This is a genomic window from Streptomyces sp. (assembly GCF_035563135.1).
In the GTDB taxonomy this organism is placed as follows: domain Bacteria; phylum Actinomycetota; class Actinomycetes; order Streptomycetales; family Streptomycetaceae; genus Streptomyces.
The window spans coordinates 1-12,673 of record NZ_DATMVN010000855.1; the positions used below are offsets into that span (position 1 = coordinate 1).

At 72.1% G+C, this 12,673-nt stretch carries 13 protein-coding genes; 9 read left to right on the forward strand and 4 right to left on the reverse strand.

Going from position 1 to position 12,673, the window contains the following annotated elements; translation table 11 throughout:
* The 3 genes from VN520_RS37755 to VN520_RS37765 all read left to right on the forward strand — a co-directional run.
* The coding region (locus VN520_RS37755) for a UDP binding domain-containing protein (RefSeq protein ID WP_325751472.1) at positions 1 to 645 on the forward strand (645 nt) is incomplete at its 5' end.
* On the forward strand, positions 642 to 2,132 hold the full coding sequence (locus tag VN520_RS37760; RefSeq protein WP_325751473.1) for a glycosyltransferase: 1,491 nt from the start codon (positions 642 to 644) through the stop codon (positions 2,130 to 2,132). The genes VN520_RS37755 and VN520_RS37760, both read left to right, overlap by 4 nt.
* A 100-nt stretch (positions 2,133 to 2,232) precedes the next feature.
* Positions 2,233 to 3,774: a polysaccharide deacetylase family protein gene (locus VN520_RS37765; RefSeq protein ID WP_325751474.1), complete on the forward strand. Its 1,542-nt coding sequence runs from the start codon at positions 2,233 to 2,235 to the stop codon at positions 3,772 to 3,774.
* 9 nt (positions 3,775 to 3,783) lie between these two features.
* On the opposite strand, the gene mgt is transcribed toward VN520_RS37765, so the two are convergent.
* The 4 genes from mgt to VN520_RS37785 form a co-directional block, all read right to left on the reverse strand.
* Positions 3,784 to 4,977, reverse strand: a complete 1,194-nt coding sequence (gene mgt, locus VN520_RS37770) for a macrolide-inactivating glycosyltransferase (protein WP_325751475.1) — start codon at positions 4,975 to 4,977, stop codon at positions 3,784 to 3,786.
* Between the two features lie 63 nt (positions 4,978 to 5,040).
* Positions 5,041 to 6,330 carry an ABC transporter substrate-binding protein gene (locus VN520_RS37775; RefSeq protein ID WP_325751476.1) on the reverse strand — a complete coding sequence of 430 codons (1,290 nt, stop codon included), beginning with the start codon at positions 6,328 to 6,330 and terminating at the stop codon, positions 5,041 to 5,043.
* On the reverse strand, positions 6,330 to 7,169 hold the full coding sequence (locus VN520_RS37780; protein WP_325751477.1) for a carbohydrate ABC transporter permease: 840 nt from the start codon (positions 7,167 to 7,169) through the stop codon (positions 6,330 to 6,332). The genes VN520_RS37775 and VN520_RS37780 overlap by 1 nt, the downstream gene beginning before the upstream one ends.
* The gene (locus tag VN520_RS37785; protein WP_325751484.1) at positions 7,166 to 8,104 is read right to left on the reverse strand and encodes a sugar ABC transporter permease; all 939 of its coding nucleotides are present in this window, start codon (positions 8,102 to 8,104) and stop codon (positions 7,166 to 7,168) included. The genes VN520_RS37780 and VN520_RS37785 overlap by 4 nt, the downstream gene beginning before the upstream one ends.
* Positions 8,105 to 8,229: 125 nt before the next feature.
* Between VN520_RS37785 and VN520_RS37790 the strand changes: the two genes are divergently transcribed.
* The 6 genes from VN520_RS37790 to VN520_RS37815 form a co-directional block, all read left to right on the forward strand.
* Positions 8,230 to 9,096, forward strand: coding sequence for an aminoglycoside phosphotransferase family protein (locus tag VN520_RS37790; protein ID WP_325751478.1), 867 nt, complete (start codon positions 8,230 to 8,232; stop codon positions 9,094 to 9,096).
* A gap of 187 nt (positions 9,097 to 9,283) precedes the next feature.
* Complete coding sequence (locus VN520_RS37795; protein ID WP_325751479.1) at positions 9,284 to 9,691, forward strand: hypothetical protein; 408 nt, start codon at positions 9,284 to 9,286, stop codon at positions 9,689 to 9,691.
* 11 nt (positions 9,692 to 9,702) lie between these two features.
* A complete protein-coding gene (locus VN520_RS37800; protein WP_325751480.1) occupies positions 9,703 to 11,034 on the forward strand; it encodes a hypothetical protein in 1,332 nt (443 codons plus the stop codon).
* Between the two features lie 88 nt (positions 11,035 to 11,122).
* Complete coding sequence (locus tag VN520_RS37805; protein ID WP_325751481.1) at positions 11,123 to 11,620, forward strand: hypothetical protein; 498 nt, start codon at positions 11,123 to 11,125, stop codon at positions 11,618 to 11,620.
* Positions 11,621 to 11,679: 59 nt separating this feature from the next.
* On the forward strand, positions 11,680 to 12,195 hold the full coding sequence (locus VN520_RS37810) for a hypothetical protein (RefSeq protein WP_325751482.1): 516 nt from the start codon (positions 11,680 to 11,682) through the stop codon (positions 12,193 to 12,195).
* A 222-nt stretch (positions 12,196 to 12,417) separates the two neighbouring features.
* Positions 12,418 to 12,673: DUF4333 domain-containing protein (locus VN520_RS37815; protein ID WP_325751483.1), on the forward strand; the 256-nt coding region annotated here is incomplete at its 3' end.

Here is a 12,673-nt window from a genome sequence, read left to right on the forward strand (position 1 = left end):
ATGACAAAGCTCTACGAGAACACGTTCCGCGCGGTCAACCTCGCATTCGCCAACGAGATGGCGACGCTCGCGCGCCACCACGGACTCGACCCGGTCGAGCTGGTCGACGCCGCGGCCACCAAGCCCTACGGCTTCATGCCCTTCTACCCGGGCGCGGGCGCCGGCGGGCACTGCATCCCCTGCGACCCCCACTACCTGCTGTGGCAGTTGCGGGCGAGGAAGGTCGCCTCCCCCCTGGTCGACACCGCGATGGCAGCGATCGCGCAACGGCCCGCCAGGATCGCGGGAAAGGCGCGGGAAGCTCTCACGGCACAAGGACGCGCAGCCCTCGGCGCCCGGGTACTGATCCTGGGCCTCGCCTACAAGCCCGGAGTCGCGGATCTGCGCGGGAGTCCGGCCCTGGAGATCATGGACCTGCTCACGGCCTGGGGCGCCACCGTCGAATACACCGATCCCCTGGTGCCGCGTCTGGACCGGCACGGCGTCGTGCGCCGCAGTGTCGACGCCCCCGGGACCCGGAGCTGGGACCTGGTCCTCGTGCACACCGTGCACCCCGGCGCGGACCTCGGCTGGCTGGACGACGGCCCCGCCGTCCTGGACGCCACCCACCGCCGGACCGCGGCCGCCTCCGGTGCCGCCGTATGAACACCGGACACACGTACCCGGTACCGGGGCGGCCCGTGGGCGGGGAGGGCGTCTGCGCCGGACTCCCCGCGCCGGACGCCGTCCCCGGCCCCCGCACGCCCGCCCGCCGTGTCACCGACCCCGCGCTCGCACACGGGGTGCGCCGGCTGCTCGTCCTGCTCTGCCTGATGCCGCTCCTGGTCGTCCTGGCCCATCACACCGCCCGGCTGCCCCGGCTGAGCCTGCCCGTCTGCTACGGACTCGTCGTGCTGGCCGGCACGATCGCCATGCTCTACATCGCCTACAGCCGTTACGAGGACCCGGCCGAGGGTGAACCACGGGTGCGGCCGGGCCCTGAGGAGTCCTTCCCGCCCCTGCCCGGGAATCCGGCGGTCACCTTCATGCTCGCCGTCAAGGACGAGGTGGACGGCATCGAGGCGTGCGTACGCTCCATGGCCGCCTCCGACTGCCCCGGAGTACGGATCATCGTGGTGGACGACCACTCCCAGGACGGCACGGGTGACGTGCTGCGCCGGCTGGAGGACGAGCTCGGCATCACCGTCGTCCGTCTGGACGCCAACGTCGGCAAGAAGCACGCGCTGGTGCGTGCCTGCGAGCTCGCCGGCACCGAGATCATCGCCTTCACCGACTCCGACTGCGTCCTCGCCCCCGACGCCCTGCGCCGCTGTGTGCGGGCGCTGGTCACCCATCCCGAACTGGGCGCCGTGAGCGGTCACTGCAGGGCCCTCAACACGGATGCCGGCTTCCTGGCGCGGGTGCAGGACGTCTGGTACGAGGGGCAGTTCAGGGTCGCCAAGGCGGCCGAGGCGTCCTTCGGCTCGGTCTCCTGCGTCTCGGGCCCGCTGGCAGTGTTCCGCCGGGACGCCGTCTACAACTACCTCCCCGCCTGGGCCGACGACCGGTTCATGGGCGCCCCGTTCCGCTTCGCCACGGACCGCCAGCTGACCGGGTACGTCCTCGGGCAGGTGTGGCGGGGCGCAGCGCTCAAGCGCCGGTACGCCGGGTCCCCGTTCGTCGAGGAGGACTTCGCCGAACGCCGCTGGCACGTCGGGTACGTACGCTCCGCGAAGGTGTGGACCGATGTGCCCGCCAGGCTGGGCCCCCTGCTGCGCCAGCAGGTCCGGTGGAAGAAGAGTTTCATCCGCAATCTCTTCTTCACCGGTTCCTTCATGTGGCGCCGCGGTGCAGGGTCCGCCGTGCTCTACTACGGGCATGTGCTGTGGGTGCTCGCCGCACCGGTGACGGCGTTCCTGCATCTGGTCTGGGCGCCTGCGCAGGGCGCCCTCCTGCTCACCCTTCTCTACTTCTGCGGAGTCCTCCTCAAGGGCTGTGTCTGGGGGCTCGCGTACAGGATCGACCACCCCGGGGACACCCGCTGGCGCTACCGGCCGTTCATGAGCCTCTTCTCCTCCGTGCTGCTCGCCTGGCTGCTGCCGTACTCCCTGCTCACCGTCCGGCGCGGTGTGTGGTCCAGGGGGGCGGTGTGAGAGGCCCGGCCCGGCTGGTTTCCAGGGCGCTGGCCGCGCTGCTCGGCGCGGCCGCCGTCATCGTCCTGTACGTACTCGTGCTCACCCGGGGAGCCTTTCCGTGAACCGCTCCGCGCCCGGGCGGGTACTGCTCGGCCTGCTGGCCCTGGCCATGGTCTGCGTGCCCTTCTACGGTGCCTGGCGCTACGACGGGTTCCGCAGGGCGGTGGCGGCGCAGGAAGCGCCTCCCGGAGCGGTGACCGGCACCCCCGCCGCCGCGGGCGAGCCGTCGGGCTCGGGGCACCGGGCGGAGGGCGCCGCCCCCGTCGTGCTGGCGTACCACGACATCGGCCGGAACAGCCGCAGCCGCTACACGGTGACCCCCGAGGCGTTCGACGCCCAGCTCGCCGCCCTGGCGGCGGCCGGCTACCGCGCCCTGAGCAGCGAGGAGTTCGTCGCCTACCTGGAGGGAGGACCGGCCCCGCGTTCGGTGTTCCTGACCTTCGACGACGGCGCGCACGGGCTGTGGGTGCACGCCGACCGGATCCTGGCCAAGTACCGCATGCGGGCGGCCGCCTTCCTCATCACCCGTGCGGTGGGGAGCCATCGTCCGTACTACCTCTCGTGGGAGGAGATCGGCCGCATGGCCCGGTCGGGGCGCTGGGACTTCGAGGACCACACCCGCGACCTGCACCGGCGGGAGGCCGTGGACGCGGCCGGCCGTACCTCCTCCGTCCTCACCGGCCGGCTGTGGCTTCCCGGTGAGGAGCGGCGGGAGACGATGGAGGAGTACCGGCGGCGCGTCGAGGACGACCTCGACCGGTCGATCGGCGACATCACCCGCCACGGCCTGCCCGCCCCGCGTCTCTTCGCCTACCCCTTCTCCGAATCGAGCGGGCGCTTCTCGGCCCTGCCCACGAACCGGGTGCTGCGCGCGGCACTCGCCGCACGGTTCACCGCCGCCCTGACCAACAGCGCGGACCGGCCGCTGCCGGCCGGGCGCCGGGCCGCCGCCGCCCGCGAGGTGCAGCGGGTGGAGGTCACCGGCGGGACCGGGGTACGGGAGCTGATGGCCGACGTCGAGCGCTGGACAGCGGTGTCCCCGGCCGAGTGCCCCGCCCCGCTCACCCGGCCGCACCTGTGGCGGCGCAGCGGGCAGTCGGCCACCGGGGGCCTGGGGGCGCTCACCGGTGCCGGCCCCTACCCCGGCCGTACGGGGTACGCCGCCGCCTCCTACCGGCCGACGAGCTCCGCCGACTGGAGCGAGTACACCGTCGAAGCCCGGGTGGACCGGCTGCGCGAGTCGGAGAACAGCGTCGGCCTCGTCGTGCGCGACGGCAGCCTCGACCCGCTGGAGGTGTCGCTCAGCTACGGCTACGTCCGCCTGCGCGAGCACCGGGGCGGCCGCTGGCACGAGGTCGGCCGCCGCGCCCTCGCCGACGCCGCCGGGCACCGGGTCAGGATCACCGTGGACGCCGGCCGGACCGTCGTCGCCGTCGACGGCAGGGCACGGATCGAACGCGCCGCACGCGCGGCCGGCGGGCACGCGACCGGGGGGATCGCCATCAGTGTGCGCAACAGGGACCCCGGCGGGGGCTGGCCGCGCTTCTCCTCCCTGACGGTGCGCGCGCCGGCCGAGGCCGCCGCGGCTCCTGGACGGTGAAGGGCTTCCTCAGGAGGGCAGTTCGGCCTCGATGAGGTCGGCCGCCCTCCTGGTCCCGCCCTCCCCCGCCATCCGCTCCCGGATCCCCGCCAGCCTCGCGGCCACGTCCGGATCGTCCACCAGGGCGAGGACCGCGGCGCGCAGGGACGCGGCGTCGGCCTCCTCCTTCGGGAGGTGCCTGGCCACACCGAGTGCCTGGAGCATGTCCGCGTTGCCGAACTGGTCGACGGCCTGCGGGACCGCCACCATGGGGGTGCCGGTGGCGAGTCCTTCCTGGCTGCCGCCCGCGCCCGCGTGGGTGATGAAGGCGTCCGCCTGCTTCAGCACGGACAGCTGGGGGACCCAGGAGTGCACCTCGACGTTGCCGGGTACCCCGCCGAGTTCGGAGGGGTCGACGTGTGCGCCGATCTGGAGCACCACGTGCCAGTCCGGCAGGCCGCCGAAGGCCTTGACGCACTCGCGGTAGAACGCGGGCTCGTCGGTGTACGACGAGCCGAGCGAGACCAGCAGGACCTTTCCGGCGCCGGGCGGCCGCTTCCACTCCCCCTGGTCGGCCCGCTCGCCCTGGCATGCGCCGACGAAGGTGAACCGGGCGTGGTCGACGCGGTCGGCGTTCGGCTGGAGCGCCTCGGGGATCAGCACCAGCCCGCGGCGCGGCCGGGCCACGAAGTCGTCCGCCGAGAGGTCGCCCAGGCCGTTCTCCGTGAGCCAGGCCGCGAAGCGCCCGAAGTACGCCCGGCCCTGCTCGGTCTGCTTCAGCTCGGCGTTCGCAGGATCGCCGACCTCTTCCGCGTAACCCTCCCAGGGGACCAGGTTGGGCCAGAGCTGGACGGCGGGCACACCCCAGCGGTGGGCGAGGACGCGGGCCGGGTACGCGGTGATGTCGTGCAGGACGAGGTCCGGCTCGTCGCCCTCGAAGGCGCCGACGAGCTGCGGGAGCGCCTGGACGGCGTCGTCGAGGAACGGCTCGATGTAGTCGATGGGCTCACTGCCCCAGTCCTCCGGGTCGGTGGGCAGTGTGGAGGTGTAGATCACCGGATCGGCTCCGGTGCCGGCGACCTTCCCGGCGAAGGAGGCCGGGATGGCGTAACTGACGCGGTGCCCACGGGCCACGAGTTCCCGGATCACTTCGAGGCTCGGGTTCACGTGCCCGTGGGCGGCGATGGAGAACATGGCGATGTGGGCACGCGGGGTCGTTGTCATGCCGCCAACGTACGCGAGACGAAACGTCTCGTCCAGTTGTTTTCCGGCCCGCGCCGGGCCGGATCAGCGCTGATAGCGCGCCAGGACCCGGTTTCCGTCCTCGACCAGGCGTTTCTTCAGCTCCTCGGTACCGATGGCCCCGCTGTAGTACTCCTGGAGCGCGGGGGTGGCGACCTTGTCCTTCCACTCGGGATAGCCGCGCACCGACTGCGCGGGGGCGGGGCGCAGCGCCCGGGCGAGAGCGGTGCCCGTCGCCCAGCCGTCCTCCTCGGTGTGCAGTGCGGGATCCGCCAGCGCCTCCGTGCCGGTCGGAAGCATCCAGTCCCCCCTGGCCAGCCGCACCATGTTCGCGGGGCGCAGCAGGAAGTCGATGAACTGCACGGCCTCCTCCTTGTGCGGACTGTCCTCGGCGACCGAGAGGGTCTGCGGGCTGACCCCCTGCGCGAGCCCGCCCCGGCCGGCCGGCGGGGGCAGCACCGTCCACTCGAAGCCCTCGGGAGCCTGTTCGACGACTTGCTGACGGTAGGAGAAACCCAGCGGGACCATGGCGTACTTGCCGCCGAAGAAGCCGGGGAGCGTGTCCGAACCTCCCATTCCGAGCGCTGACCGCGCCGCGCTCCTCTGCGAGTTGACCTGGTCCCGGACCGTCCCGGGCATCACCCGGTCACCCTCGCCGAACCGGATGGTCACTTTGCCGTCCGCGCCGCGGTGGAAGAGCTGCCCACCGGCGGAGAGACCCAGATTCAGGGTGACGGAGACCGGCTCCTTGAGCGGCCAGGCGACCCCGTACGTCCCCTTCTTCGTCAGTTTCCCGGTGACCTGCCGGAATTCCGGCCAGCTCCAGGGGTTCCCGGGAGTCGGGATCCGCACGCCCGAGGACTTGAGGATCTTCGTGTTCGCGATCAGGACCTTGGGCTCCTGGAGGAAGGGGACCCCGTAGACACCGTCGCCGAAGGTGGTGGTGGCCCAGGACCGCCGCGGGATGTCCCCGGTCAGCCGGTCCGGCAGCAGGGTGCGCAGATCGGCGAGGTAGCCGCCGTACGCGAAGTCCGCCAGGTCGTCCGAGGCGTCGTGGATGATGTCGGGCGCCTCACCGCCCTCGAAGGAGGTGAGCAGCTGGTCGTGGACGTTGTCCCAGCTGCCCTGCACGTAGTCCACCTGGATGTCCGGGTGGGCCGCGTTCCACTCGCGCACGAGCTGTCTGTTGGCCTCGACCGACTCCTTCTGCCAGGCCAGTGACTGGAAGCTGAGCCGGACCACTCCCTGCGCACCGCGTCCGCCCTCTCCCGAGCAGCCGGCCAGCAGGAGGGCGAGCGCGGTCACCGCGGCGCGGAGCGCGGGCAGCCGCCGCATCAGTTCTTCACCGCCCCGGCCGTGAGCCCGCCCGTGATGCGCTTCTGGATGACCGCGAAGAGCACGAGCGAGGGGAGGGTGGCGAGGAACGCGGCGGCGGCGAGCGGCCCGAGGTCGGCCACACCCTCCGCGCCGAGGAAGTGCGTGAGTACGACCGGCAAGGTCTGCTTCTCCGGTGTCTTGAGCAGGACGAGCGCGAAGAAGAACTCGTTCCACGCGGTGATGAACGCGAAGAGTGCGGTGGCGACGATCCCCGGGGCGAGCAGCGGCGCGGTGACCGACAGGAGGATCCGCGCCTTCCCGGCCCCGTCGACGGCGGCGGCTTCCTCCAGCTCGGGCGGTACGGCCCGTACGTAGCCGGCCAGCATCCAGAGGGCGAAGGGCAGCGACCAGACGACGTACACCAGGACCAGCCCCCACAGCGAGTTGATCAGATGCAGGTGCTTGAGGACCAGGAACAGCGGAATGATCACCAGGACGAAGGGGAACGCCTGGCTGACCACGACCCACCCGGTGGCGGCGGTGGAGAGCCGTCCTCGGTGCCGGGCCGTCACATAGGCCAGGGGCGTGGCGATGACGACCGCGATGAGAGCGGCGCAGAGCGCGGCGGTGAGCGAGTTGGCCGCGGCCCGCAGCAGCGGCTGTTCGTCGAAGGCCTGCCGGAAGTTGTCCAGCGTCGGGTCCTCGGGGATCCACGTCGGGTGCAGCGAGCCGAGCTCGCGGGCCGGCTTGAAGGCGGTGGAGACCAGCCAGAGGAAGGGGAACGCCAGAAAGACCAGGTAACACAGGAGGGCGGCGTACTGCCCGGCGCGCGCGGTTCTGCCCGTACGGAGGCTCATGCGTCCTCGCCTCCCCTGAGCCGGCCGGCGAGATGGAAGGCGAGGAGCACCGAGATGACGGCGACCATCACACATCCCATCGCGGCGGCATACCCGAACTGCCCGTAGCGGAAGGCCTCTTCGTAGGCGAAGAGCATGGGCAGCCGGGTGCGGCCCCCCGGTCCGCCGCTGGTCAGGACGTAGACCAGGGCGAAGGAGTTGAAGTTCCAGATGAAGTTGAGCGCGCTGATCGCGAGGGCCACGGGCCGGAGGGCGGGCCAGGTGACGGTACGGAAGCGCCGCCAGGCCCCGGCTCCGTCGAGGGCGGCCGCCTCGTGGAGTTCGTGCGGGGTGTTCTGCAGCCCGGCCAGCAGCGCCACGGTGGTCTGCGGCATCCCGGCCCAGATCCCGACGATCACCACGGCCGGCAGCGCGGTGGCGAGTCCGGTCAGCCAGTCCCTGCCGTCACCGAGCCCGAGATCGCGGACGGTCTCGTTGAGGATGCCGGCGTCGGGGTTGTAGACCAGGCGCCACATGATGCCGACGACGACCTCGGGCATGGCCCAGGGGATGATCGCCAGCGCCCTGGCGAGCCAGCGCATCCGCAGGTTCGCGTCGAGCAGCAGGGCGAGGCCCAGAGCGAGTACGAACTGCGGGACCGTGACCCCGACCGCCCACAGCAGGCCGATCCTGAAGGAGTCCCAGAACAGGGTGTCGTGCAGCAGGTCCTGGAAGTTGAGCGCGCCGATCCACCGGGTGGAGCGGGTGCGGCCCGACTGCGCGTCGGTGAAGGCCAGCACGATGCCGTACAGCAGCGGGCCGACACTCAGGATCAGGATCGGGATCAGCGCGGGCAGCACCAGGAACCAGGCGGCGCCGTCCCGTCGGCGGCCTCCGCCCCGTCCGCCCTGCGGGGCCTTGCGCCCGGACCGCTTCCCCGCGGCCACCGGTGTCATGGATTCGACCCCTTTGCTGTCCTGGATCGCTTTCATCCCTGTATTGCCGCCCCGGCGGCCCCCGTCATCGTGCTGAGGGGCCGCCCGTTCGTCAAGGTGGCCTGCGGGGATGAGAAAATCGGACCATGGACGACATGAGTGCGCGTGAGGTACTGACCGCTGCCGGACTGCCCGCCGGTGCGGAGCTCCTCGCGCTGGGGGAGAACGCGGTGTTCGCCGTCGGCGGCCTCGTGGTCAAGGTCGGCCGGGACGCCACGCACCACCCGGAGCTGCGGGAGCGTGCCGAGCGCGAGGTGGCCGTCGCCCTGTGGCTCGCCGAGACGGGCGTACCCGCCGTGCGGGCCGCCGAACCTCTGGCGCGCCTGGTGGAGGGACACCCGGTGACCCTGTGGCACCGGCTGCCCGAGGCCGTGCGCCCGGCCGAGCCGCGCGATCTGGCTCCGCTGCTCACCCAGGTGCACGCACTGCCCGCCCCTGAAGGCTTCACCCTGCCGCGCCGGGAGCTGCTCGGCGGGGTCGAGCGCTGGCTGCGGCTCGCGGGCGATGCGATCGATCCCGCCGACGCGGATTATCTGCGCGGCCGGCGTGACGGCTTCGCGAAGGCCGCCGCGGCCCTCGTCCCGCACCTGCCGCCGGGTCCTCTCCACGGCGACGCCCTCCCGCGCAATGTCCACGTCGGCCCGGACGGGCCGGTGCTGGTCGACCTGGAGACCTTCTCCGCCGATCTGCGCGAGCACGATCTGGTGGTGCTCGCCCTCTCCCGCGACCGGTACGGCCTGCCCGCCCCCGCCTACGAAGCGTTCATCGAAGCATACGGATGGGACGTACGCACCTGGGAAGGGTGCGCGGTGCTGCGCGGTGCCCGTGAGACGGCGAGCTGCGCCTGGGTCTCCCAGCATGCCCCGGCGAACCCCAGGGCGCTGGCGGAATTCCGGCGCCGGGTGGCGTCACTGCGCCAGGACGACCCCGAGGTGCGCTGGTACCCCTTCTGAGCGGCACTGATCCGTCGCACGAAGGCCCTGGACGAGCCCGGCCCGCCCGGTCGTGCCGTCACCTGCGGCCCTCATCGGCGAAGAAACGGTGCAGAGACCGGGGGTGCTGCTACCGCACGTGATCATCCTCCGTACCATGCCTCTTGGCCGTGAGGCCGAACAGGTGCGATTGCAACGGGGGTTGCCCATGGGGTCCGGAGAAGGCGGCGAGCAGAAGCTCGCCAGCTCGTCGAGCGACAAGCAGCGCGCGGCGACGTACATGACGGAGCACCAGATACCCGGCACCGAGGCGGCCGCCCGGATGGCCGCCGGCGGCGGTGCCGTACGGGTGCCCTACCTCGCCGCGCCCACGGCCCCCGTGAGCCCGCTGCTGAAGCAGGACACCGGGCTGAAGGGACTCTCCGGCTGGGCGTCGGACCAGGGTGTCTCCGACGCGCTGGTCGCATGGCAGGGGCAGGCGAACCGTCTGACCGCGCGGTTGCAGCAGGAACTCGCCGGACTGAAGAAGACGCGGGCCACCCTCAACGACCAGGATCTGCTGGCCGGTGCCCAGGCGGACTCCATACGGCTCCCCAGCAGCTTCGACGGGATGTGACGGGCACCGCCATGACGCTGGACTACCACGACGTGGTGACGGCCGACCTGTCCTCCTTCACGGATGTCGCGGCCGCCTGGAAGAAGATGGGCGAGCGCTTCGGCGAGCTCAAGGTCGACTACGAGAAGCACGTGCAGAGCGTGCTGGGCAACGGGAACTGGCAAGGGCTCGCCTACGGCGCCCAGCAGCACACCGCCGCGGCGACCGCCTTCGAGTACGGAGCGGCGAAGAGGCAGGCCCTGGCCATCGCCTCCCTCCTGACGGACGCGCAGACGGAACTGACCCGCCTGCAGAAGGCGGTCAAGGACCTCGTCGAGGACGCGGAGAAGAAGGACTACAAGGTCGACGGCTCCGGCAAGGCGACCTATGTCGGGTACGACAAGCTCTCCGCGCAGGAGCGCTACACCCTCCAGCACGACCCCGACTATCCCGCGCTGCTGGCCGACGCCCGTGAGAAGGCGCAGGGCTGGACCGACCGGATAGCCAGGGCGGTCGAGGCCGTCGACACCACCGACCGGAGTGTGAAGCGGGCACTGTCCCGCGCGACGAGTGACGGCTCGACCGACGGCATCGGCATCGGCGGGTTCAACACGGCGGCCGAGGGCGACCTGGCGAAGGCCGGCAAGCCGGACCCCGAGCCCGGCAAGAAGGACGGCTGGGTCTCCGAGACCGACTCCGAGGCCTCGGGGCCAGGAGTCGGGTCGGAGGCCAGCGGCCCCAACGTCGGGAAGGGAAAGCTGGCCGAGGCCGAGGCACACGCCGATCTCGGCCGCGCCAAGGCGGAGGGCACGCTCACCAACGGTCCGCTCAAGCTGGCCGGGGAGGCCGAAGCCTATGCGGGCGCCAAGGCCTCCGCGGCCGCCGGCATCACCCATGAGGGCGCCCAGGCCGAGGCCGGCGCCTTCGCGGGCGGCGAGGCCTCGGCCGGGGGAACGGCCGACGCCGGCCCCGTCGGGGTGTACGCGCGTGCGGAGACCATGGCCGGCGCCGAGGCGGGCGTCAACGCGGGGGCGGGCCTGGACGGTCTGAACGTGGGCGCCGAGGCCTTCGCCGGCGCGAAGGGCGGTGTCGGGGCCGGCGCGGACGTCGGAGGGATCGGCGTGGGTGTCACGGCCGAGGGCTGGGCGGGTCCCGGTGCGGAGGCCGTCCTCAACGCCAGCAAGGACGCCAACGGCGTATGGCACTTCGGTCCGAAGGTGGGCATCTCCCCGGCGCTCGGGGGCGCCGTGGGCTTCGAGTTCACCGTCGACCCGGGAAAGGTCGTCGACACCGTGAGCGATGCGGCGGGCGCCGTGGGCGATGCGGCGAACTGGGTAGGCGACGGGATCGGCAGCCTGTTCTGACCCGCGCCGCCGCGGACCCGCCGCCGTGGGCCCGCGGTCGCAAGCACACCGCTGCCATGAGCACGCCTCTGCCGTAAAGGAGACCGAGATGACCACCACCCTGCCCGTACCGATCGCGTTCGAGCTGCCGGACGGCTGGCGCGCCACCCCGCCGGACGGAGTGGGCGCGACGGGCTCGGCATTCGTCGCACTGCACGCGCACCCGGATGCGGGATTCACCGCGAACATCACGGTCGACGGGGAGTTCCGCCCGGACGCGGCGACGCTCCCCGGGATCGCCGACGAGTCGGTGGAGAACCTGCGCCGGTCCGCCGCGTCGGTCGACGTCGTCGAACGCCGCGAGGTCGGCACCGTGGACGCTCCCGGCCTCACCCAGACCCTGGCGGTCTCGGCGGTCGCCGGGGACGCGCTCCGCGATCTCGTGCAGTCACAGGTCTACCTGTCCATGCTGGACGTCGTCGATCCGGGCAGGCGGGCGGTGGTCCGTCTGGTCCTGACGGCGACCGCCTCCCAGCACCCCGCGGTCGTGGAGGACTTCCGGGACTTCGTGCGCACGGTCCGCCCGGACACCGGCGCGGCCTCGTAGCCCTCCCGCCGGGACGGTCTTTCTTGCACCGGTGATCCGACCACTCATAGGTTGACCTCATGGGATTCTTCGACATGCTGACCGGAACCAAGCGCCCCGAAGCCGGGGTCGTGCCACGCTCAGCCGGGGAACTGCGGACCTCCCTGCTCGGCCTCAACCGGCCGGATGTCCCCTACGTCATCCGCGACGGCGCGGCGCACGACGCCGACCTGGTGGCGGAGTGGCGGCTCCACGAGCCCGCCTGGCAGACCTTCTTCATCGGGTCCCAGCTGACGCACGCCCTCCGGATCCGCATGCGCCTCGCCGAGGAGGGCGGCCCCGAGGTGCGTGCCGTCGAGGAGCAGTGGGAGGTCACCCGCGTCGGGAATCCTCCGCGGCTCCAGATCTCGGCGGAGTACGCGCGCGGCTCGGGCAGGACCGTCTCCCGCCGCTACACGCTCCAGCGCGGGGAGAACGGCCGCCTCGAAACGACGGAGACGTTCAGTTTCGACAGCGCGCAGCTGACCGAACCCCTGCGGAACACCGCCCTGGAGTCGGGCTGGACCTGGCGCGGAGTGATCTTCGGCAAGTTGTGAGGTCTGCGGGTCCACGGCTCACGGCCCGGCCGCCCGGCGGCCTTCCCCCGCTCGCCCTTGCGGCAGCGTCCGCCCCTCCGGGCCACGGCCCGGACCGGGACCGGCCCCGGTATGTCCTGCCTGTTGCCGGAGGCGGGGCGAGCGCCCTCCGGCGGCATCCGCGGAACACCGTCCCACGTATGCTTCCGGCGACTGTCTTGATCATCCGAAACGGAGCACCCCATGACCACAGCCCGCGTGACCGCAGCGAAGTGGAGCCTCCCGGCCGTAGCCGCCGGTGTGCTGCTCGTCGGCTGCTCGGCTTCGGTCGACGTCGGGACGTCCGGTCCGAAGCTGTCCGCGGACAAGCTGGCCACCACCGTCTCCGAGAAGCTCGCCAGTACGACGGGCCAGCCGAAGCCGGACATCGCCTGCCCCGAGGACCTCGCCGGGAAGGTCGGCACCACCACCCGTTGCAAGCTCACCGCGGACGACGGCA

Coding starts and splice junctions, on each gene's coding strand:
- VN520_RS37760 (WP_325751473.1), top strand. CDS start 642: ATGAACACCGGACACACGTACCCGGTACCGGGGCGGCCCGTGGGCGGG.
- mgt (WP_325751475.1), bottom strand. CDS start 4,977: ATGACAACGACCCCGCGTGCCCACATCGCCATGTTCTCCATCGCCGCC.
- VN520_RS37775 (WP_325751476.1), bottom strand. CDS start 6,330: ATGCGGCGGCTGCCCGCGCTCCGCGCCGCGGTGACCGCGCTCGCCCTC.
- VN520_RS37780 (WP_325751477.1), bottom strand. CDS start 7,169: ATGAGCCTCCGTACGGGCAGAACCGCGCGCGCCGGGCAGTACGCCGCC.
- VN520_RS37785 (WP_325751484.1), bottom strand. CDS start 8,104: ATGACACCGGTGGCCGCGGGGAAGCGGTCCGGGCGCAAGGCCCCGCAG.
- VN520_RS37790 (WP_325751478.1), top strand. CDS start 8,230: ATGGACGACATGAGTGCGCGTGAGGTACTGACCGCTGCCGGACTGCCC.
- VN520_RS37795 (WP_325751479.1), top strand. CDS start 9,284: ATGGGGTCCGGAGAAGGCGGCGAGCAGAAGCTCGCCAGCTCGTCGAGC.
- VN520_RS37800 (WP_325751480.1), top strand. CDS start 9,703: ATGACGCTGGACTACCACGACGTGGTGACGGCCGACCTGTCCTCCTTC.
- VN520_RS37805 (WP_325751481.1), top strand. CDS start 11,123: ATGACCACCACCCTGCCCGTACCGATCGCGTTCGAGCTGCCGGACGGC.
- VN520_RS37810 (WP_325751482.1), top strand. CDS start 11,680: ATGGGATTCTTCGACATGCTGACCGGAACCAAGCGCCCCGAAGCCGGG.